The 19,888-nt window shown below is 71.0% G+C and carries 18 protein-coding genes; 12 read left to right on the plus strand and 6 right to left on the minus strand.

Annotation, left to right across the window (positions count from 1 at the left end):
- The first annotated feature begins 382 nt into the window (after positions 1–382).
- The 4 genes from ACFVXE_RS17895 (at position 383) to ACFVXE_RS17910 (ending at position 5,173) form a co-directional block, all read left to right on the plus strand.
- Positions 383–1,045 carry a hypothetical protein gene (locus ACFVXE_RS17895; RefSeq protein WP_389672090.1) on the plus strand — a complete coding sequence of 221 codons (663 nt, stop codon included), beginning with the start codon at positions 383–385 and terminating at the stop codon, positions 1,043–1,045.
- A gap of 295 nt (positions 1,046–1,340) precedes the next feature.
- Positions 1,341–1,934, plus strand: a complete 594-nt coding sequence (locus ACFVXE_RS17900; protein ID WP_389672091.1) for a hypothetical protein — start codon at positions 1,341–1,343, stop codon at positions 1,932–1,934.
- Positions 1,935–2,049: 115 nt separating this feature from the next.
- The gene (locus tag ACFVXE_RS17905; RefSeq protein WP_389672092.1) at positions 2,050–4,419 is read left to right on the plus strand and encodes a Tox-REase-5 domain-containing protein; all 2,370 of its coding nucleotides are present in this window, start codon (positions 2,050–2,052) and stop codon (positions 4,417–4,419) included.
- Positions 4,420–4,444: 25 nt separating this feature from the next.
- Positions 4,445–5,173 carry an Imm52 family immunity protein gene (locus ACFVXE_RS17910; protein WP_389672093.1) on the plus strand — a complete coding sequence of 243 codons (729 nt, stop codon included), beginning with the start codon at positions 4,445–4,447 and terminating at the stop codon, positions 5,171–5,173.
- Positions 5,174–5,238: 65 nt separating this feature from the next.
- Here ACFVXE_RS17910 and ACFVXE_RS17915 read toward each other — a convergent pair whose 3' ends face one another.
- The 4 genes from ACFVXE_RS17915 to ACFVXE_RS17930 form a co-directional block, all read right to left on the minus strand.
- Positions 5,239–5,688 (minus strand): DUF3592 domain-containing protein, encoded by a 450-nt coding sequence (locus ACFVXE_RS17915; RefSeq protein WP_389672094.1) that lies wholly within the window; start codon positions 5,686–5,688, stop codon positions 5,239–5,241.
- A gap of 20 nt (positions 5,689–5,708) precedes the next feature.
- Positions 5,709–6,320 (minus strand): hypothetical protein, encoded by a 612-nt coding sequence (locus tag ACFVXE_RS17920; RefSeq protein ID WP_389672095.1) that lies wholly within the window; start codon positions 6,318–6,320, stop codon positions 5,709–5,711.
- Between the two features lie 52 nt (positions 6,321–6,372).
- Positions 6,373–8,382, minus strand: a complete 2,010-nt coding sequence (locus ACFVXE_RS17925) for a hypothetical protein (protein WP_389672096.1) — start codon at positions 8,380–8,382, stop codon at positions 6,373–6,375.
- A 314-nt stretch (positions 8,383–8,696) separates the two neighbouring features.
- On the minus strand, positions 8,697–10,193 hold the full coding sequence (locus ACFVXE_RS17930) for an integrin alpha (protein ID WP_389672097.1): 1,497 nt from the start codon (positions 10,191–10,193) through the stop codon (positions 8,697–8,699).
- Positions 10,194–10,495: 302 nt separating this feature from the next.
- Here ACFVXE_RS17930 and ACFVXE_RS17935 point away from each other — a divergent pair, with 302 nt between their 5' ends.
- Entirely contained in the window at positions 10,496–10,888 is a 393-nt protein-coding gene (locus tag ACFVXE_RS17935) for a hypothetical protein (RefSeq protein ID WP_389672098.1), read from the plus strand.
- 43 nt (positions 10,889–10,931) lie between these two features.
- Here ACFVXE_RS17935 and ACFVXE_RS17940 read toward each other — a convergent pair whose 3' ends face one another.
- Entirely contained in the window at positions 10,932–11,318 is a 387-nt protein-coding gene (locus tag ACFVXE_RS17940; RefSeq protein WP_389672099.1) for a DUF192 domain-containing protein, read from the minus strand.
- A 104-nt stretch (positions 11,319–11,422) separates the two neighbouring features.
- Between ACFVXE_RS17940 and ACFVXE_RS17945 the strand changes: the two genes are divergently transcribed.
- The 4 genes from ACFVXE_RS17945 to ACFVXE_RS17960 all read left to right on the plus strand — a co-directional run bounded on the left by ACFVXE_RS17945 (position 11,423) and on the right by ACFVXE_RS17960 (position 14,501).
- Positions 11,423–12,259: a prepilin peptidase gene (locus ACFVXE_RS17945; protein WP_389672100.1), complete on the plus strand. Its 837-nt coding sequence runs from the start codon at positions 11,423–11,425 to the stop codon at positions 12,257–12,259.
- A 59-nt stretch (positions 12,260–12,318) separates the two neighbouring features.
- Positions 12,319–13,104: a class I SAM-dependent methyltransferase gene (locus ACFVXE_RS17950; RefSeq protein WP_389672101.1), complete on the plus strand. Its 786-nt coding sequence runs from the start codon at positions 12,319–12,321 to the stop codon at positions 13,102–13,104.
- Positions 13,105–13,277: 173 nt separating this feature from the next.
- On the plus strand, positions 13,278–13,736 hold the full coding sequence (locus tag ACFVXE_RS17955; protein ID WP_389672102.1) for a hypothetical protein: 459 nt from the start codon (positions 13,278–13,280) through the stop codon (positions 13,734–13,736).
- A 114-nt stretch (positions 13,737–13,850) separates the two neighbouring features.
- Positions 13,851–14,501, plus strand: a complete 651-nt coding sequence (locus tag ACFVXE_RS17960) for a hypothetical protein (RefSeq protein WP_389672103.1) — start codon at positions 13,851–13,853, stop codon at positions 14,499–14,501.
- A 360-nt stretch (positions 14,502–14,861) separates the two neighbouring features.
- Here ACFVXE_RS17960 and mgrA read toward each other — a convergent pair whose 3' ends face one another.
- The gene (gene mgrA / locus ACFVXE_RS17965) at positions 14,862–15,902 is read right to left on the minus strand and encodes an L-glyceraldehyde 3-phosphate reductase (RefSeq protein WP_389672104.1); all 1,041 of its coding nucleotides are present in this window, start codon (positions 15,900–15,902) and stop codon (positions 14,862–14,864) included.
- A gap of 201 nt (positions 15,903–16,103) precedes the next feature.
- On the opposite strand from mgrA, the gene ACFVXE_RS17970 reads away from it, so the two are divergent.
- The 3 genes from ACFVXE_RS17970 to ACFVXE_RS17980 all read left to right on the plus strand — a co-directional run bounded on the left by ACFVXE_RS17970 (position 16,104) and on the right by ACFVXE_RS17980 (position 19,828).
- Positions 16,104–16,865: an isoprenyl transferase gene (locus tag ACFVXE_RS17970; protein ID WP_389672105.1), complete on the plus strand. Its 762-nt coding sequence runs from the start codon at positions 16,104–16,106 to the stop codon at positions 16,863–16,865.
- Between the two features lie 544 nt (positions 16,866–17,409).
- Complete coding sequence (locus ACFVXE_RS17975; protein ID WP_389672106.1) at positions 17,410–18,732, plus strand: PhoH family protein; 1,323 nt, start codon at positions 17,410–17,412, stop codon at positions 18,730–18,732.
- 391 nt (positions 18,733–19,123) lie between these two features.
- Positions 19,124–19,828 carry a lytic transglycosylase domain-containing protein gene (locus tag ACFVXE_RS17980; RefSeq protein WP_389672107.1) on the plus strand — a complete coding sequence of 235 codons (705 nt, stop codon included), beginning with the start codon at positions 19,124–19,126 and terminating at the stop codon, positions 19,826–19,828.
- Positions 19,829–19,888 lie beyond the last annotated feature (60 nt).

The raw sequence follows: 19,888 nt of genomic DNA on the forward strand, positions 1-19,888 counted from the left end.
ATGCGGTTCCTGCCGACGGGGTGAGGTCCGGGTATTTGCTCGGAGCTTGTGACGCAATCCTTCGGGGACCCGGCCGGAAGGGCCTGTCCGGTGCTTTTCCGTCTCCCGGCGCGGTCCCCGACCGCGGTCCGGGCCGGGGAAGGGCGGAGCCGGGAAGGGAGGTCCCCCGGCGCCCGGACGACCTCCGGTCGAGCCGGGGGCCTGAGTAGGCGTACTCAGGCCCCCGTTGCTGGGAGCGGCCACAATCCATGTGTCAGGTCACGGACACGGAGGAACGGGTATGGCGCTCTCTCGGACGTCTCGCGCAACACGGAGGATCGCTGCTGTCGTATGGGCCGCCGGCCTGTTCGGCGTCGTCTCGTGTTCCGCCGGAGGCGGCACCATGAGCCAGGGGGAGATGCGGAGACTCGCGGACGGCCCACAGGCCGCGCGGGCGAGGCAGGACGCCGAGAAGCACCTGAGGGACGTCGTCCACACGTACGACAAGGACACCGGCCTCACCCTCGCCATGGTCACCGTGGACGACTCCTGCGGGACAGGGGCGGAGAGCGTGTGGCCGTCGGAGGACGACCGCTACAGGATCCGCTGCACCCTTGCCGTCGCCGGCTACTACGGCGCCGACCCGGACCGGATCGGTGACGAACTGAACGGGATCTTCTCCGCCGGCGACCGGCACACCTCCGGCACGGCCCCGGACGGCAGCATCCCCTTCGGTCACGACGACTACCGCACCAAGCTGGTCGCCTACTACCGGGGGAAGGGGCCGAACCCGGTGGGGCCGGCGACGCAGGAGCCCCGGCTGGTCTCCGACCCTTCCCAGACGCTGGAATGGGACGCCGTCCGCAGCCGGGGACACCGGAGTCTCATCGAGGAACCTCCGGCGTGTGCGAAATCGGATCCGCCGGTGAGGCGGTGCTTTCACGAGCCGGAGCCGAGGGCCGTTGCCGACATCCGCCGCCGGTACGGGATGGTGTTCCGTCTGACGGAGAGCCATGTGCAGTACTACGAGGTGTACAAGGACGGCAGGACCTATACGCACGGATGAGCCGTCCGCCGGTCACCGGCGAAGCCAGGAACCGACGCGGCTGCCCGCGGAGCGGCCGCAAGGCCGGCGTTGCCCGTCGCCACCGCACGCGGACCCGTCGGCCTTTTGGGGCCGGGGGTGGGTCCGTGGGCCCAGGAAACCCCCGGCCCGGGTCATTACGCTCGTACGCGACCAACTGTGAGCCATGTGACGACGCCGCCCGAAGCGGCACTCCGGCATGCCCACGCGCACGGAGATCCGTCACGCCCCATTCGTACCGGCGAGGTGCCCCCCACACCGATGAGGTGAAGTGTCGATGAGTGACGGATTCTTCTACTCGTACCACCTTGGCTGGAACCGCCCCGATGCCGAGTCACTGCTCGGGGATCTCGGTGCGGCCGGACTGAGGACCACCCACCCCACCACCCGGCGCATCACCCTCATCACCCCGGGCCCCGAGCCGGCGATGACGCACTCATGGGTGACCAGGGAACAGCTCGTACTCCTGGCAGGCCTTGAGCGGCTCCACGAGATCGGATTCCTGCTCTGGGTGAAGCGCGGCGCGGAGATCCAGGTGTGCGTCCGGCGCACCTGGGACGGCATCGTCTCCCTCGAATTCGGGCTGGCCCGGCTCTCCCGGGACGAGCAGGAGCTGGCCGTCCGCGCGATCAGGGAGGCGATCGGCAGGGCCTCCCTGCTCTGCATCGGTTTCGTGGTCGACCGGGAAGGGGCGTCGGCGGCCACCGACTGGCGCGGGGTCGTCGTCAACGGCGGGACGCCCATCGACCGTTGGCCGGACACGCTCGCCGTGCGGCACGAGATCGCGGACGCGCAGCCGCAGCTGTGCGGTGTGAGGTCCTTCGAGCAGTCGCCGTGGATGCTGTTCGGGAGCGAGGTCCCCAGCAGGTAGACGGGCCGCCCGGGCAGGTTTGGGCCCTGGGGCCCATGCCCCGGACGGGGTGATGTGGTCGGATAAGTGAAGTGGCCCAATTGCGGTCATGCGCCGACCAGTTGGGGGAGTCGTCGTGTCTGGCATAGGCGGAATTGCCGTTCCGGGCGGCGCCGACGGAGGTGCTTTCCTGGCCCGATCGGGCAGGCAGTCACTGCCGCGCCCGCTGCAGGCGGTGCTGATCCTCGTCAGGGTGCTGTTCGCGTTCGCGGTCCTGGGCGGCGCCGGCGTGCTGACGCTGGCCTCGTCGCTCAACGCGGTCGACGGGCAGCTGTTCGGACTGCTGCTGTACGCGGCGCTGCCGAGCGTCACCGCATTCGTGCTCGCGCTGTACGTGCGGACCGGCGGCATCTGGATCCGGCGCGGGCTCCTCGCCGTACACGTCTGGCTCACCCTCGGCGCGCTGGCGACCCTCGGCTCGGGCGACGGGCGCGGTGCGGCGCAGCTGGTGATTCCGGTCGTGATCGTCGTCCTGCTGTTCCGTCCGTCGGCGCGCGAGTGGTTCGAACTCCCCCCGGAGCAGCGGCAGCCGCACCGGCCGTTCAGCATCGCCCGCATGATCAAGTGGCGCCGGGACGGCGGCCAGACCGCCATGGAGTACCTGGGTCTGATCCTGGTGGTCGTGGCGCTCGTCGGCGCGCTCGTCGCGACGGGTATCGGTGCGCAGCTGACCGGGGAGATGCGCAGTGCGATCTGCCAGCTGACCGGCAGCGCCTGCCCGGCTCCTGGCGGTGGCGACGTGGTCGCCGGGAACGGGGCCGACGGCGGGACGACGGCATCCGGCGGGGGTACGGACTCGGGCGGTGCGGTCGCGGGCGGGGGCACGGACTCCGGCGGTGCGGTCGCGGGCGGAGGCACGGACTCCGGAGGCTCGGACACGGGAGGTGCCGACGCCTCGGGCGGGACGGGCGGGACGGGCGGGGCCAACGGATCCGGCGGCACCGGGGGCACCGACACGGCCACGCAGGACGGCGATGGTGACGTCGACGAGGGCGGCGACGACATGGACCCCACCCAGGGGCCGGACGCCGACTACGGCAACTACGACGGGACCCAGAAGGACGAGAGCTGCACCTCCGGCATCGGCGCGTTCTTCTCCTGTGCCGGCCACCAGACCGGCGGCTTCTTCAAGGGGCTCGTCGGCGACGGCCTCTGGGGCGACGTCACCGGCACCTTCGACACGGTCATCCACCCCGTCAAGGCGTGGAACGGCCTGATGGACTACGGCAAGAGCCTCGGCGACAAATGGGTCCAGGACTCCAAGGGCGCGGGCGACAAGTGGTCCAAGGGCGACTACTTCGGCGCCGCCTGGGACTGGACCAAGGCGTCCGGCGGCACGGGGCTGAAGGTCCTCGACGACATGTTCATCGGCGACGACGTCCGTGACATGTGGAAGAAGGGCGACGAGGGCCAGGCGATCGGCACCGGGCTCTGGAACATCGGCTCGCTCTTCATCCCCGGATACGGCGAAGCCAAGCTGGTCGGCAAGTTCGGGAAGCTGGGCAAGCTCGGGAAGCTCGGCAAGGTGGGCGAGCTGGCCGAGAAGGCGTCCGAGGCGGCCTCCAAGGCCAAGAAGCTCGCCAAGGCCGGCGACGTCGGCGGTGCGGAGAAGGCCGCCGAGGAGGCCCGCCGGCACGCCGACGACCTGGAGAAGAAGGTCGAGAGCAAGGGCTGCCCGATCGGTGCGGGGCCGCTCGGCCGCCCCGCTGCCACCACGGTCGTCACTGCCTCCGTACGCACCGCCGCGCCGGGCGTCGCCCACGCCACGTACGCCGGCCGCACCACCACGGCCACAGCCACGGGCACGGCCACCGTCACCTTCCCCGTGGTCCGCGCCGGCTTCCGTACCGAGGGCTGCGAGGCCACGCCCGAAGAGGTCGAGGCCGCCAAACAGGCCAAGAAGGACGCGGACCAGGCAGACGAGGCGGCGAAGGCCGCCAAGCGCGAGGCCGAGCGCAAGCGGCTCGCGAAGATGGAGAAGCCGTCCTGGTACGACACGCTCAAGAACCCGCGCGCGGGCACCAAGGACCTCGGCGACGGAAAGTGGAAGTCCAAGGGTGCCGACACGTACGCCTACCCGCAGGAGATGGGCGCCCGCTACCAGGAGCAGATCTCGGGTGTGAAGCGCGGCAAGGAGTACGAGGTGCCGCTCGACACGCTGGACGGCAAGCCCGTCGAGTTCGACGGCTGGGACTCCGCGAACCAGACCTACCTCGAGACGAAGTGGGGCTACCGGGGACCCCGGTTCTACGACGAGGCGACGGGTCAGCTCACGAATCTGGCCACCAACCGCTGGGTGCAGCAGGCGACACGGCAGCTCGACGCGGCGCGCGGGAAACCCGTGGTCTGGCACATGTCGGACCCCGACGTGGCCCGCGCCGCGCAGGACATGTTCGACGACAGGGGCCTCGACATTACTGTGGTGCACACCCCGGTGAAGCCCTGACCGGGCACGGTGGGAGGAGACCCCGTTGCTGAATGTCACGGTCCACGGGCTGTGGGGCGTCCGCAAGGAGGACCCGCAGGAACTCGCCGGCCGCTGGGGGCGCCTGCTGCGCGCCCTCGGCGCGATCGACGCCGACGCCTGCGGAAGCTGGCGGGCGGCGGAGGCGGAGGACGACCCCTCGGCGCCCCCCGTGGAGGTCGACGTACCCGCTCTGACCGACCACCTGCTGCGCACCAACCCGGAGCCGGACGCCCCGTACATCGGCTACACCGCGTCCCTGTCGTCGGGACGGCCGGAGACGGTACGGGTGACCGTCTCCCTCAACGCGGGCGGATCGGCGAACCGGGTGCCCGACTCGTGCGTCGTGGGGCTCACTTCGGCCGCCGACGACGACGCCGAGCTGGTGCGCCGCTCCACGGACGTCCTGGAGGCGCTCGTCGCGTGCTGGGGCCCCGACTGGGGAGAGGCCTACAGCAGGGAGGAGTTCCGCGCGGTGAAGTCGGAGTTCGGGCTCCGGGCCGGCGCCCCGCGCGGCGGCCGGTCGGTGTATCTGTCGCCGGGCCGCGCAGCCCGGGTGCCGGAGGGCCTGCCGGGGACGTACATCCGTACCGCGGAAGGGGGTCTGGTCGTCGACCTCACGCGTGGCGGCACCGAGCTTCCGGGCATCGAGACGATCACCGAGGTGAACAGGGAGCTGCTGGCCGCCGGGGCACTGGAACCGCTGCCGGCGCCGTTCGACCGGGTCATGTACTGACGCCCCGACGGCACGGACGCGCTGACCTTCCGGGACACCTGCGGCGAGAGGGGGCGCGCGGGCCGTCAGACCCAGCCCCGCACCGCCGCGAACCCGTACAGCAACGCCAGTGCGAACACCCCCAGGACGGCTGTGAACGCCGCGGGCATCAGCACCGGCCCCCAGGCCCGCGGCCCGGCCACCGTCGCACGCCGCTCCGGGGCCGCCGGATCGTACGAGACCCGGACCGGCGCCCCGACCTCGAAACCGAACGGGCCCGGCGCGTGGTCGACGAACTCGACGTCGCGGCCGTCGGGGGTGCGGAACGCGAACACGTACTCCGTCGCGTAACTCCGCTCCCGGTCCGCACCCCGGTCCACGACCCGGCGCTCCGTGCACCGCCCCTCCGCCCGCTCCCCGCGCCGGACCAGGCTCAGCACCCGGCCCAGCCGCAGTGCCGACCGCACGGCGAACGCCCCGAGGAACAAGCCGAACAGAAGCAGGAAGGTGGCAGTGCCGCCGGGCAGGACATCCATGAACGCCGTTGCTCCATCCGCTACTTGACGGTTATCGAATCGACGAACGCGTCGAGTTCCTGCGCGCTCAGCGACCCCTTCACCGCATTGATCCGGATGGCGAACGGTACGTCCTTCGAGTCGACCCCCGCCACCACGACCCCGGTCATCCGGGTGCCGCCCGCCGGTGTGCGCTCCTTGCCGGACGAGGTGAACTCGTAGTCGATCCGGCGGGCCTCCCGGGCGCTCTCCTCGCCCGCGAGCCGCACGTCGGAGGTGCCCTTGCGGGTCGCGCCGAGGCCGATTCCCGCTCCCGCGGCGGAGGCCGCCTCGGCCGCGTCGTCGATACCCGTGGCGAAATCGAGCTGGACCGACACCATGCCGGTGCGCAGCCCGCCCTCCTCCTTGAGTGCGACGGCCGCGTTGCTCTTGCCCCGGTCGGCGGCGGACTGCTCCCGGTAGCCCTTGCTCTCGGGGTATCCGACGGACACGCTCTTGGTGTCGAGCGTGCCCCAGCCGTCCGGAACGGCCGCCGTGTCCGAGGAACAGCCGGTGAGCAGGGTGAGACCGAGGGCGGCGGCAACGGCCGCGCCGAGCGTCCGGGACTTCTTCACTGCCGTCATCGCCGCCGCTGTCGCTGTCGCCGCTGCCATCGTCTCGTCATCGCCTTTCGTCGTGCGGGGTGCCGCCGAGTGCCGCGAAGAACTACTTCGCGCAGTAGCTGTACGGGAGGAAGCTCCGCTTGTCGCCCTGCGGGGCCCCGAGGAACTGCGCGTCCGTCAGTGTCTCCTTCTTGTGCTCGTCCGAGATGGAGAACCCGAGACTCATGCCGAGCGAGACCTCGAAGCCGAACTCCTGGGCGTCGGTCTCGCCGTGGTACTGCATGGTGCTCGACAGACCGTCCTGGAACATCATCTGGTCGAACGGGTCGCTGCCGTCGGGCTTCTGCTGCATCGACTTGTCGCCGAACATGTACTCGAACGGGGCGGTGTTGTTGCCGTTGCCGTCCAGCCACTGCTCGGCGACGGCCCGCTTGGCCTCGGTGGCCTGGTCGGTGTCCTTGCCGAAGACGATCGAGTTCGTCTGGACCTCGATGCCCGTCTCCCCGGAGGAGTCGGTGGCGCCCGCCTTGCCGCCACGCTTGTCACCGTCCGTCTTGCCGTTGTCGCCCTTGACCTCGCCCTTGTCGGACGTGGAGCCCGACTCGACCGTCTTCGTCATGTCGATACGGACGATCTTGCCGGTCTTCTGGTCGCGGGTGACGGTGATGGCACCGGTACGGGTGTCCTTCGCGCCGGCCGTCCCGGACAGCGGACCGGCCGAACCGCCGACCTTGCCCTCCAGTTCGAGCTTGGCGGTGTACGTGTACGACTCGTTGCCGTTGACGTCGTCCTTGGAAATGGTCACGTCCGGCGAGAACTTGGCCTTGCCGCCGAGCTTGGCGCCGAGCGCGGACTCGTCCCCCGCGCTGATGTTGAGACCGCCGTCCGCGTACACGTTGAGACCGATGGTCGAGTAGGAGATCTTCTTGTTGCCGATCTGCTTCTCGACGTCCTCCTTCTTGTCGGCCCACTTCATCCCCGAGTACCAGCCGCCGCCGTAGGCGCCGCTGTACTTCGTCGAGGTCTCCCACATCTTCATTTCCTCGATGTCGTCCCGCATCTTCTTGGCGTCCTCCTCGCTCTTGAAGACCCAGGTGTCACCGTTGGTGATCTTGATGCCGCCGCCGACGTCGACGTCCGCCTTGCCGAGCTTGCCGAGCTTGACGCCGGGGGTGCTCGCGTTGACCCCCGCGGACGCGGCGTCCGTGAACGTCATGTAGACCAGCTTGTCGTTCTCGTCGACCTTGCCGTCGCCGTTCACGTCCGTGTTGGCCTGACTGACCTTCTGCTGGAAGCCGTACTCGTTGCCCCACTCGAACCAGCCGATCTTGACCTTGTCGCCGACGGTGTCGGAAACGCTGGAGACCTGGCAGAGCTTGGGTTCGTAGTCGGCATCCGTCTTCGGCTTCGCGGTCGGGTTGCCGCCACTCGTGGCGCACCCGCCACCGCTGCCGCCGAGGGAGCTGATCGCACACCGGATCCGCTCGCCGATCTGGCCGCCGACGCCGGCCATGGCCATCGCGCCGATCATGGTGACGACGAGGACGATCACCCCGAGGTACTCCATGGCGGTCGCGCCGCCGTCCCGCCAGGAGTACGAGTGGGGCGTGACGGACTCCGCACCGTCCTCGTCCTCCAGCAGGCGGTCGACCGCCAGCCCCACGGCCGAGCCGGTGAGCAGCACCACGACCGGCATCAGGACACCCTCGACGCCCACGAGATGCCACGAGACGAAGAGGCCGTACACGAGTCCGGCGACCGGCACACCCAGGGCCGCGGCCAGATACACCGGGCGGGATCCGCGCCACTCCTCCGGCAGGACACGGGCGGCGGCCAGGACGGTGAGCAGCGAGGTGATGACGCCCGGCACATGCAGCAGGGCCAGCCGCCAGGTGAACTGCTGGAGCCGCTCGTCGGTGGCGAGGGTCTCCACCAGTCCGCGGCTCATCAGGAACCCGGTGATGATGTAGGCGAGCGCGCCGACGGACCAGCTGCGCGTCAGCGGGAAGAACGGGCCACCGCTGCCCCGGCCCCCGCCGCTCGGGCCGAGGCCGCCACGCCCCGGCGGTATCTGGCCCGCGCTTCCGCTTCTCCAACCGCCGCCACTGCTCACGGTTCTCCCTCTCCGACGCTCACTCGCCCTGCCCGTGCCCCCCTCGGCCGAACCTCGGGTTGACGTGAGCGTACGGGTGAACTCGCGTGGTGACCTGGGTCCTTGGCCCCAAAGTAGGGCCCAACCGTGAGTCGTCGGGAGGTGGGTCCGGTGGATGCGGGGGGCGACGCGGCCGCCGGCCCGGAGGGGGCGGCGGGCAGCCGGCCGGACGGCGCCGGGGCCGTTCCGGTCCGCCCCCGAACGGCCCCGCGTTCCCGGTGATCGCCCACTCGGCGATCCGCCCACGGCCGCCCGGCCGCGGACGGATCACCGGCTCAGTCGGTCAGGGACTCGCTGAACCGGGACGGGCCGGTCGGGGCCTTGAGGGTGGCCGCGCCGAACGAGACCGCACCGGTCGCGACGATCCCGGTGGCGTCCGACCCGAAGATCCACAGAGCGCCGCGGCTGCCGTTCTCCGACGGGTCGCCGACCACCAGTCCGGCGCGCCCGTCGCCGTCGTAGTCACCGAGGGCGGTGGCGCCCTCCCCGAACTGGTCGCCCTGCTCGACGGTGCCCGTCAACCCGGCCGTGTACTGGCCGAACTCCTTGGAGCCCGCGCCGCTGAGCCCGGCCGGACCGCCCTTGAGGACGAGCACCCGGCCGGCGTCCGCGGTGCCGGTGACCTTCTCGCCCGGCAGCCCGGTGGCCACGTCCGGGTAGCCGTCGCCGTTCGTGTCGCCGAACGACAGGTTGTCGCCCATCCGGTCGTGGAACTCGGCCGTCCCCGACACCCCCGCGGTGTCCTGATTGATCCAGACCGGCTTGCGGCCGGTCGACTGCCCCTGCGGGCCGCCGTACGAGACGAAGAGCGCGCCGCCCTTCTTCACCGGGGTGTCCGCCTGCGACCACTCGTCCGCGCGGCCGATGACGATGTCGCCGTGACCGTCCTTGTCCAGATCGGCGACGCCCACGGCGGTACCGCCGACGCCCGCCCCGTCCGCGTCCTTGATCTCCACCGGGGCGCCGAGCCCGGAGGCGCCACCGGCCAGCAGATACGTGTGCTGCTGCCACGGGTCGCTGGGCCCGAAACCGAGCACCACCAGGTCGCCGGTCCCGTCGCCGGTGACGTCACCGACGGCCAGGCGCGACGTGTCGAGCACGGCCGGGTCGCTGCCGACCGAGAACGCGCTGAGCCGGCTGTAGCCGCCCGACCGGCTGAGCGGGCCGTGCAGCACGTGGCCGCCGCGCCGCACATCACCCACGGCGATGTCGGGGATCCTGTCCCCGTCCACATCGCCGACGGCCAGATCGCCGGTCGCGTCCTGCTGGTCGCCCGGCACGGACTTCAGAACGGTCGCGTTCTTCGAAAGCCCCGACGAGCTGCCCCAGTTGACGGCGAGGGTGATGCCGATGTCACCGTCGGACGTGGCGACCCAGAGACGCCCGACCAGATCCGCGTACCCGTCGCCGTCCAGGTCGGCGCTGCGCAGACCGGTCCCGTACCGGGAGTCCGACGCGCTCACGAGACCCGGCCGGTCCGGCCAGGTGACGACCTGCTTGCGGGTGGCCGACAGGCCGCCGGGCCCGCCGTAGAGAACGCTGACGGCGCCTGCCTGGTACGCGCTGCCCACGGTGGCCAGGGGTGCGCCGACGGCGACATCCGGGTATCCGTCACCGTTGAAGTCGTCCTGCAGCCGCTTGGTGCTCGGCGTGCTCGCCGCGGGCGCGGATCCTGCCGGCGCGGCGTAACCGCTGGGGACCGCGACGGCTCCGGCCACCAGTGCGACACCCGTCGCCACCGCCAGTCGACGGCACTGAGAGAGTACGGACACGTGCATCAACTCCGTCGCGAAAAAGGAAAGTTCGGGAAGGGGGCGCAAGATCCTTCCCGCCTCCTGTACGACCCCCGGGCGCGCCGGATGGTTGTACCGCGCCGTTCACCACCCGCCGGCCGGCCGTTCACCCGCCCACTGCCGGGGCTGGGCCCGGCCATGAGCCCTGGGGCCCAAGACGGCGGCGGCGGGACATCGTTAGCGTCACAGCCCGAAGCGATGACAGCCGCCCGCACCCGCATACGCACAACTGCCGTGGGGTCGGGCGGGCTCCCGGAAGGGCGGAAAAGGTGGCGACTGGCGTGCAGACGGCTGAACAGCTGACGCTGACCGATGAGGAGTCCCGGCTCCTGCAACAGGGCTTGATCGAGTGGAGCGGCCCTGCACGGTGCACCGAGGAGTTCGCCGTGGCCATGGGCTTCGACGATGCGGCGGACCTGAACCGGCGCGGTGCCAGGATCCGTACGGCACTCGCGGCCAGGGAAGCCCTGGAGCCGATGGACTGGGCGCGGGCCCTCCTCGCGACGGAGCTGGCGTTCGCGAGTGAGGTGGTCGGCTCGGGCTACGAGTGGTCCACGACCACCGGCTGGGCCGACGACACGACGGTGAAGGTGCTGCGCTCCACCCAGCTGAAGCTGATCCGCACGGTGACGCCGCTCGTCGGCCGGGGCCTGGGCACCCGCCCGGCACCCTGAGCCGCGTGACGCGGCGACGCCCGTGCCGAGGGCGCCGCCCGTGTCAGGGCGTCCGGTCGTCGGCCTGGGTGATCCGCACCCGTACCCCCGGCCGCAGTCCCCACCGTTCCATCGCCCCTGCCTCCGACTCGAGCACATGGCGCGAGCGCAGCCGTACCATCCCCAGCCGTCCCGGCTTCATCGTGTGGACCGCCACGACGTCGAACTTCCGGTCCAGATACGCGACATCGATCGCGAACCGCATCCGGAACGTGTGCACACTCCCGCACGGGGTGATCATCAGCGCCCCGTCGATCCCGTCCTGCCCGAGCAGCCCTCTGGACCGCGCCCGGTACGAGGCGGCGATCCGGAGCGGCACCTCCCGCTCGGGTTCCCCCTCCGGGCCGCCCGTGACCGTCAACGTCCCTTTTCCATTGCGCCATTGACCCATGGCCACGACCGTAGCGTCCGGTGACGGTCACTGGGCCCGGAAACGCGTGCGGTGGGCCCGTGGACCCATGGTCGGCGGCTGCCCGTCCGCCTAGGGTCGGTTCCGTGTACGCCTTGCTGCTGGGGATCGCCGCGCTCTGGGGCGCCGCGACCGGACTCCTCGTCCCTCGCGCCGCCTACCGGTTCTCGGTCGAACCCGAGGAGGCATGGCGGGACACCTGCCCCGCCGGCCACCCCTTCAGCGGGGTGGCCCGCGGCTGGCTCGGCCCGGCCCGATGCGCCGCGTGTGCCGCGCCGCGTACGGCCCCCGGGCAGGCGCCGGTCACCGCCCCCGGGACGGACGGCGTCACCGCCGACGGACCGGACGCGGTCACCGCCGACGAGGTGAGTGCTGCCGGGCGTTACGCGTCCTCCCTCCTCGCCCCCGTCGTCACCGCTCTGGGCTGCACCGCCCTCGCCGCGGCCGCCGGGCTCCGCCCGGAGCTCGCCGTCTGGCTGCTCCTCGCCCCCGTCGCCGTGCTCCTGGCCACCATCGACCGGCGGGTCCACCGGCTGCCCGACCGGCTGACACTGCCGCTCGCCGGCGTCGCGGTCCTGCTCCTGGGCGGCGCGGCGCTGCTGCCCGAGCACGCCGGATCATGGACCTCCGCGGTGCTGGGCGGGCTGGCGCTCGGCGGCTTCTACCTCGTGCTCTTCCTGATCAACCCGAACGGCATGGGATTCGGTGACGTCAAGCTCGCCCTGTCACTGGGGGTGGCACTCGGCTGGTACGGCTGGGCGGTGCTCTTCATGGGGGGCTTCGCCGGGTTCGTGTTCGGCGCGGTGTACGGGTTCGCGCTGATGATCCTGCGGCGGGCCGGGCGCAGAACCGGCATCCCGTTCGGGCCCTTCATGATCGCGGGCGCGCTGGTCGGACTGCTGCTGGGCGCACTCGCCGCCTGAGCAAGCCGTGAGCCCGAAACCCCTTCGCGTCCGCGGGACACGGGTGACACCATCGCCGTATGCCTGGAAACCCCGACGAAGACGAACACGCCCGCTTCGAGAGGCTCGTCGCCGAGGCCGCGGCCGTCCCGGTCGACGGCTGGGACTTCTCCTGGCTCGACGGCCGCGCCACCGAGGAGCGTCCCTCCTGGGGCTACGCGCGCGCCATGGGGGACCGGCTGGGCCGGGCCCGCGCGGCACTCGACATCCAGACCGGGGGCGGCGAGGTCCTCGCCTCCGCCCCGAAGCTGCCACCGCTCACCGTCGCCACCGAGTCGTGGCCCCCGAACATCGCCCGCGCCACCGCCCGGCTGCACCCGCTCGGCGCCGTCGTGGTGGCCGACGCGGACGAGCCGCCGCTGCCGTTCGGGGACGCCGCCTTCGACCTGGTGACCAGCCGGCATCCGGTGACCACCTGGTGGACGGAGATCGCGCGCGTCCTGCAGCCCGGCGGCACGTACTTCTCGCAACAGGTGGGTCCGGCCAGCGTCTTCGAGCTCGTCGAGTACTTCCTGGGTCCGCAGCCGTCCTCGGCGCGCGGTGTCCGCGACCCGCAGCGGGCCCGCGAGGAGGCGGAGGCGGCCGGGCTCGACGTCGTCGATCTGCGACCGGAGACGCTGCGTACCGAGTTCTTCGACATCGGCGCCGTCGTCTACTTCCTGCGGAAGGTGATCTGGATGGTGCCCGGCTTCACGGTCGAGCAGTACCGGCCGCAACTCGCCTCCCTGCACCACCTCATCGAGACCGAGGGGCCGTTCGTCGCCCACACCACCCGCTTCCTGATCGAGGCCCGCAAGCCGCTGTAGCGGCCTGCGGACGACCCGCTCGCCCCGGCCTGCCGCGGAGGCCGGCCGGTCGCCGCCCGGCGGGAATCGCGGCGCCGAACGGAGCCGCGGTACGCGACGGCACGAGCTCCTCCACCGTCCTGGGCGCAAATGATGCGACCCTGGGCGGTGAGCGCACGGGGAAGGAGCAGGCCATGAGGGCGGAGCACGAGGAGGAAGCCTTCCGCAACCCGCGAGGCGGTGACTCCGAATGGCTCAGAGGAACACGGATCACCGGCGTCCTCGGCCTCTTCTACCGGCCGGAGGGGCGGATGGGGGAACCGGAGGCCGTCGAATTCCTGCTCTCCGACGGCCAGTCGTTGCTCCTGACGTGCGCCTCCGACTGGAGCCTGCACATCGGCCCCGGCACCTGGCCGCACCTGCCCGACTGGTGCGTTCCCGCGGGCCAGTGGGGCTTCTCCGGTCTGCCGAACCTGCCGGAACCCCCCGAGGGCGGGTGGACGGTCACCCGCACCGAGGAACGACGGGACGAGCACGGCAACGTGCGCGAGGCCGTCATCCGGTGCGAGGGCGGCCGGTTCGTCGTCCTCGGCGGGGACACGGTCGCCATCCGCTTCACCCGCGGCCACCGGGGCGCGGAAGCCGTCACCTGAGGGCTGCTCCGGTGCCGATGGCGCCCCCGGACCGGGGTCACGAACGCGGTGCGGGTGGCCGCAAACCGGGGAACTGGCGCCCCGTCAGGCCGGGGGCTGTCCCATACTCGTCCGATGACCTCTGGACGTACCCGGCCCCTGTCCTGCGCGCGCCGCACGGGCGCGGTCCTCGTCGGCGCGACCCTGCTGATCCTCGCCCCGGCCCTCGCGGGCTGCGGGAAGGAGCGGACTCCGAGCGCCGACCGACCCCCCGCCGCCGCCTCGCGCCCCGGCCAGGTCACCACCCCGACGGCGCCCGCGCCCACGTCCCGCGCTTCCGCGGTCCCCCCGGCACCCGGAGCGGCGACCGGCGCCCAGGGTGCGGGCGGCGCCGCCCCGGAGGAGGAATCCGGCGACGTGGACCTCGCGCCGCACTATGCGGAGAACCACGCCTTCCAGCAGCCCCGCGAACTGTCCCCCGCCCAACGGGCCGACGCCGACGCCCAGGCCGAGCGGATCAAGGCGGCCCTGACCCCGGTGGCCGACGACCCGCACACCACCGCGTCCGGTGTCCGTAAGGTCCTCACCGGACTCGGATACGCCGCCCGGACCGTCACCACCGCCTCCCTGGGCGTCGGCGACTCGTACCTGATCGACCACGGCCCGATCTGCCTCGAAGGGGTGGTGTACGTCTCGACGGACGGCAGGCGCGGACAGGTCACCGCCGAGGCGCACGGCCGCTACATCGAGGGCACCGGCTGCGTGAAGCCGGAGGGCGGCCACTGACGCACCTCCGGGAGCCGGGCCGCGCCGCCCTCGCGTCAAGCCGGCGCCTGTCCCCGTTCACTCTCTTCCCGCCCGTGTCCGGTACCCCTCCCGCCCCGGTGGAGCATGCCCGGAACGGAGTCCGGCGTACTCGGAGAGTAATTATGGAGTGGCGTGGCACGCAGCATCACTTACGAAGGGTTATGGTGGAAACCCCCCCTCGGGCCGGTCCGTATCCCCCCCCCACGGACCGGCCCGTTTTTTGTGGGCCCGCTGTGCGGACCCCGGGCCGGACCCGTGAAGACCGGGCCCCGGGCCCGGCGCGGACCGTGTGCCCGGCCCGGCGAGGAGCGGGGACGTCAGCCCGGTGTCCGCAGGACCTCAGCCCCGTCCGGCCCAGATGTTGGTGCCTTCGGTGTCCACGGCGAAGGTGTCGATCTCCTTCAGCTCCTCGGCGGACAACGCCGGTCCGGCCAGCGCGTCGACGTTCTCCTCCAGCTGCTTCACGCTCGAGGCGCCGATGAGGGCCGACGTCATACGGCTGTCCCGCAGCACCCAGTTCAGCGCCAGCTGGGCGAGGGACTGACCGCGCCGCTGCGCGATGCCGTTCAGCCCGTTCAGCCGCCGGATCACCTCGTCGGAGAGGAGACCGGGGTCGAGCGACTTGCCCTGGGTGGCGCGCGACCCCTCGGGGATGCCCTTGAGGTACTTGTTGGTGAGCAGCCCCTGGGCGAGCGGCACGAAGGAGATGCAGCCCATGCCGGCCGCCTCCAGCGTGTCGAGCAGCCCGTCGTCCTCGGTCCAGCGGTTGATCATCGAGTAGGACGGCTGGTGGATCAGGGCCGGTACGCCCATCTCCTTCAGCAGCCGGGCGGCTTCTGCGGTCTGCTCCGCGTTGTACGAGGACACACCCACGTACAACGCCTTGCCCTGCCGCACCGCGGAGGCCAGCGCACCCATCGTCTCCTCGAGAGGCGTGTCCGGGTCGAAGCGGTGCGAGTAGAAGATGTCGACGTAATCGAGCTGCATCCGCTTCAGCGAGGCATCGAGCGACGACAGCAGGTACTTCCGGGACCCCCATTCGCCGTAAGGCCCCGGATGCATTTCATAACCGGCCTTGGTCGAAACAATGAGTTCGTCCCGGTACGGGGCGAAATCCTGATGGAAGAGCTTCCCGAAGTTCAGCTCGGCGGAGCCGGGCGGCGGCCCGTAATTGTTGGCCAGGTCGAAGTGGGTGACACCGAGGTCGAAGGCGCGGCGCAGGATCGCCCGCTGGGAATCGAGTGTGCGGTCGTCGCCGAAGTTGTGCCACAGGCCGAGCGAGACGGCGGGCAGCTTGAGACCGCTGCGGCCGGTCCGGCGGTACTCCATGGAGTCGTAGCGCGAACCGGCGGCCCGGTAGGAGAGAGAAGAATCAGTCACGTTTCCCTCTTTATCACGTACTTGTGACAGGCCAGGTTGGGCCGGTGCGGCGCCTGCGCAGTAATGTGGCGGCCTCGGGTACTGCCACGGCACGGCGGAGCAACGGACTCTGTGGACCAGTGCGGCGATCCCCAGGGGGTCGACCCCGGACCCCGGGAAATGGGGCGGGCGGGCCCGCACAGAACCGAGAGGTGAATCTCAGTGAACTTGCGCGACCTGGTGTACGGGCTCTACGCGCGCCGGGTGGAGGCCCGCCTCGACCACGCCCAGGTGCCCAAGCACATCGGTGTCATCCTCGACGGCAACCGGCGCTGGGCGAAGGCGTCCGGCGGCACGGCCGCGGAGGGGCACCAGGCGGGTGCGGACAAGATCCAGGAACTCCTCGGCTGGTGCAGCGAGACCGATGTCGAGGTCGTCACCCTCTGGCTGCTCTCCACCGACAACTTCGACCGGCCCGAGTCCGAGCTGACCCCGCTGCTCGGCATCATCGAGAACACCGTGCGCGACCTGGCGGCGGACGGGCGGTGGCGCGTCCACCACGTCGGCACGCTCGACCTGCTGCCCGCACACACCCAGACGGTCCTCAAGGAGGCCGAGCAGGCGACGGTCGGAGTCGACGGAATACTGGTCAATGTCGCCGTCGGCTACGGGGGCCGGCAGGAGATCGCGGACGCGGTGCGGTCGCTGCTGCTCGACCACTCGTCCAAGGGGACGTCCTTCGAGGACCTGGCGGAGATCGTCTCCACCGACCTGATCTCCGAACACCTGTACACGCGAGGGCAGCCGGATCCGGACCTGGTGATCCGCACCAGCGGCGAGCAGCGGCTGTCCGGTTTCATGCTCTGGCAGAGCGCGCACTCCGAGTACTACTTCTGCGAAGTCTTCTGGCCGGCGTTCCGCCGCGTCGACTTCCTCCGCGCCCTGCGCGACTACGCGGCACGCCACCGCCGCTACGGCGGCTGAGCCCGCCCCCTCCGCTCTCCCCGCCGGGCGCGCCCGTGCCCGGCCCCGAGCACCCCGAGCCGCCGTCCCCGCCCGGGTGCGGCGGCCGGTTCCGGTCCCGGCCCGCGGAAGCGGCCGTGGACGGCCGTACGAGGCGGCGGACGCGGCCCGACCTGCGTGCGAGGACGGAACCGTCCGATGGGCGGCCCGGACCCGGGCGGCCGGGCCACCGCCCCCGGACGGCCCGCGACCCGCAGCGGCGGGAACATCACTCCAGGCTCACCCGCCCACCCCATGGGGGCATGGCTTCGCGTGTTCGAGGGAATACCCCTCTCAGGTCGACGTCCGGTCAATAACCAGGCGGACGTCGTGTCCAAGTGAGCGGCATGGAGTCCGCTCGCCCGGGAGGCCCTTTGCACACGAAGGACCGTACATACAGTGCGTCCGACGCGGAGGGCCGGCGCTCGGCCCGCGCAAGGTGGTCGCAGCCCGGTCCGTCCTCTCCCTTTGGGATGCTCCGCGACGCCGTCGCACCCCAACCTCGTCCGAGGGGGTACGTCCTTCCGTGGTGACCAGCACAAAGCGCCGCATGCCCGACAGGCGCACCTATGTTCTCGACACCAGCGTCCTGCTGGCCGATCCGAACGCCATGGCCCGGTTCGACGAGCACGAAGTCGTGCTCCCGATCGTCGTGGTCACGGAACTGGAGGCCAAACGCCACCATCCGGAGCTCGGCTACTTCGCCCGGCAGGCCCTGCGCCTGCTGGACGACTTCCGGGTCCGGTACGGCCGGCTGGATGCCCCGATCCCGCTCGGGGATCTCGGCGGGACGCTGCGCGTCGAACTCAACCATTCCGATCCCGGCGTACTGCCCGCCGGCTACCGGTTGGGGGACAACGACTCACGGATTCTCGCGGTCGCGCGCAATCTCCAGGCCGAGGGGTACGACGTCACGGTCGTCTCCAAGGACCTGCCGCTGCGCATCAAGGCATCCTCGGTCGGACTCCTCGCGGAGGAGTACCGCGCCGAACTCGCCATCACCGATTCGGGCTGGACGGGCATGTCGGAACTGCCCCTCTCCGCCGAGCAGGTGGATCTGCTCTTCGGAGAGGAGACGCTGTACGTCCCCGAGGCCGCCGAACTGCCCGTGCACACCGGACTGGTCCTGCAGTCCGACCGCGGCAAGGCCCTCGGCCGGATCACGGCCGAGGGCAATGTGCGCCTGGTCCGCGGTGACCGGGAGGCCTTCGGGATCCACGGCCGCAGCGCCGAGCAGCGCATCGCCCTCGATCTGCTGCTCGACCAGGACGTCGGCATCGTGTCGCTGGGCGGCCGGGCCGGCACCGGAAAGTCGGCGCTTGCGCTCTGCGCCGGTCTCGAAGCCGTACTGGAGCGCCGGCAGCATCAGAAGGTGATGGTCTTCCGGCCGCTGTACGCGGTCGGCGGGCAGGAGCTCGGCTATCTCCCCGGCACCGAGGCCGAGAAGATGAGCCCATGGGCGCAGGCCGTCTTCGACACGCTCTCGGCGGTCGCCGGGCGCGAGGTGATCGAGGAGGTGCTGGGGCGCGGGATGCTGGAGATCCTGCCGCTCACCCACATCCGGGGCCGCTCGCTCCACGACGCCTTCGTCATCGTCGACGAGGCGCAGTCGCTGGAACGGAACGTCCTGCTTACCGTGTTGTCCAGAATCGGGGCCAATTCCCGAGTCGTGCTCACGCATGACGTGGCCCAGCGGGACAACCTCCGGGTCGGCCGGTACGACGGAGTCGTCGCCGTGGTCGAGAAGCTGAAGGGCCATCCGCTCTTCGCACACGTCACACTCACCCGCTCCGAGCGGTCGCAGATCGCCGCTCTGGTGACCGAAATGCTGGAGGAAGGCCAGATCTGATACGAGATGCAACAGTTGATGCCGCCCGGCGAGCCGAAGAGCTTAGCCGGGCGGCATCGCGCTGTGGCGCCTTTTCCTCCAAACACGTGGGCCAAACGGGGTGTGAGCTTTCACACGCAACGGAGAATTGCTTCGCGGCGGCCCGTTCCGGCAGAGTCTTGCTTCCGTCAGGCCCCGCATACGGCACACCCGCACCTCCACAGGTGCCACGCACCACACAACTCAACAACCGCCGTCCGTATGCCGCCCGCGAGTACCACGTGGCACTCCTCCAGGGGAGTCGCCCACCGGGCCCGTGCCTCCCGTGACCCAAGCAGTAGGGAGGCCAGCGTTCAGGGGCACGATTGCGTCCGCGAGGTCACCTAAGCGGGCGATGCTGGAAGGACACCGTGTGAGCCGGATCTCGGTCCGGGGGTTCGCCGTGGCATCTGCCACAGCGGTCACCACCGTCGGCGCCGTCGTAGGCGTTGCCTCGGGCAGCACTCCTGCTGTCGACGACAACAACTTCGAGGCGACCGCAGCCGACACGACGCTTCTCGCCGACATCCCTGCGGGCCAGCAGGCCCAGGTGCAGACCGCTTCGCTGACGCAGCAGGCCGACGCCCAGGCGTCCGCGGCCGACGCGGCGGCGAAGAAGTCCGCGGAAGAATCGGCCCGTATGCAGGCCGCCAAGGACGCCAAGTCGAAGAAGCAGGCGGCCGAGGACAAGCTGGAGAAGGAGCGCCAGGCCAAGATCGACGCCGAGCGCGCCAGCCGGTCCGAGGTGCGCTCGGCTTCCACCTTCGCCACGCAGGGCTCGTACAGCGTGGCCGAAGTCCAGGCGATGGCCCGCCAGATGATGCCCGCCGACCAGTTCCAGTGCTTCAGCAACATCGTGAACCACGAGTCGAGCTGGAACTACCGCGCGAGCAACCCGTCTTCCGGCGCGTACGGTCTCGTCCAGGCACTGCCCGGCTCGAAGATGGCATCCGCCGGCGCCGACTGGCAGACCAACCCGGCCACCCAGATCAAGTGGGGGCTCAGCTACATGAACAGCAGCCGCTACGGCAGCCCGTGTGCGGCATGGTCGTTCTGGCAGGCCAACGGCTGGTACTAGAACCTTTCCGGGTTCCGGTCTCAACCTCGCGAAGCCCCTCACCGTCCTACGGTGAGGGGC

Origin of the sequence: Streptomyces sp. NPDC058231 (assembly GCF_042882275.1) — a bacterium.
Taxonomy (GTDB): domain Bacteria; phylum Actinomycetota; class Actinomycetes; order Streptomycetales; family Streptomycetaceae; genus Streptomyces.

Coding starts and splice junctions, on each gene's coding strand:
- ACFVXE_RS17895 (WP_389672090.1), top strand. CDS start 383: ATGAGCCAGGGGGAGATGCGGAGACTCGCGGACGGCCCACAGGCCGCG.
- ACFVXE_RS17900 (WP_389672091.1), top strand. CDS start 1,341: ATGAGTGACGGATTCTTCTACTCGTACCACCTTGGCTGGAACCGCCCC.
- ACFVXE_RS17915 (WP_389672094.1), bottom strand. CDS start 5,688: ATGGATGTCCTGCCCGGCGGCACTGCCACCTTCCTGCTTCTGTTCGGC.
- ACFVXE_RS17920 (WP_389672095.1), bottom strand. CDS start 6,320: ATGGCAGCGGCGACAGCGACAGCGGCGGCGATGACGGCAGTGAAGAAG.
- ACFVXE_RS17940 (WP_389672099.1), bottom strand. CDS start 11,318: ATGGGTCAATGGCGCAATGGAAAAGGGACGTTGACGGTCACGGGCGGC.
- ACFVXE_RS17950 (WP_389672101.1), top strand. CDS start 12,319: ATGCCTGGAAACCCCGACGAAGACGAACACGCCCGCTTCGAGAGGCTC.
- ACFVXE_RS17955 (WP_389672102.1), top strand. CDS start 13,278: ATGAGGGCGGAGCACGAGGAGGAAGCCTTCCGCAACCCGCGAGGCGGT.
- ACFVXE_RS17960 (WP_389672103.1), top strand. CDS start 13,851: ATGACCTCTGGACGTACCCGGCCCCTGTCCTGCGCGCGCCGCACGGGC.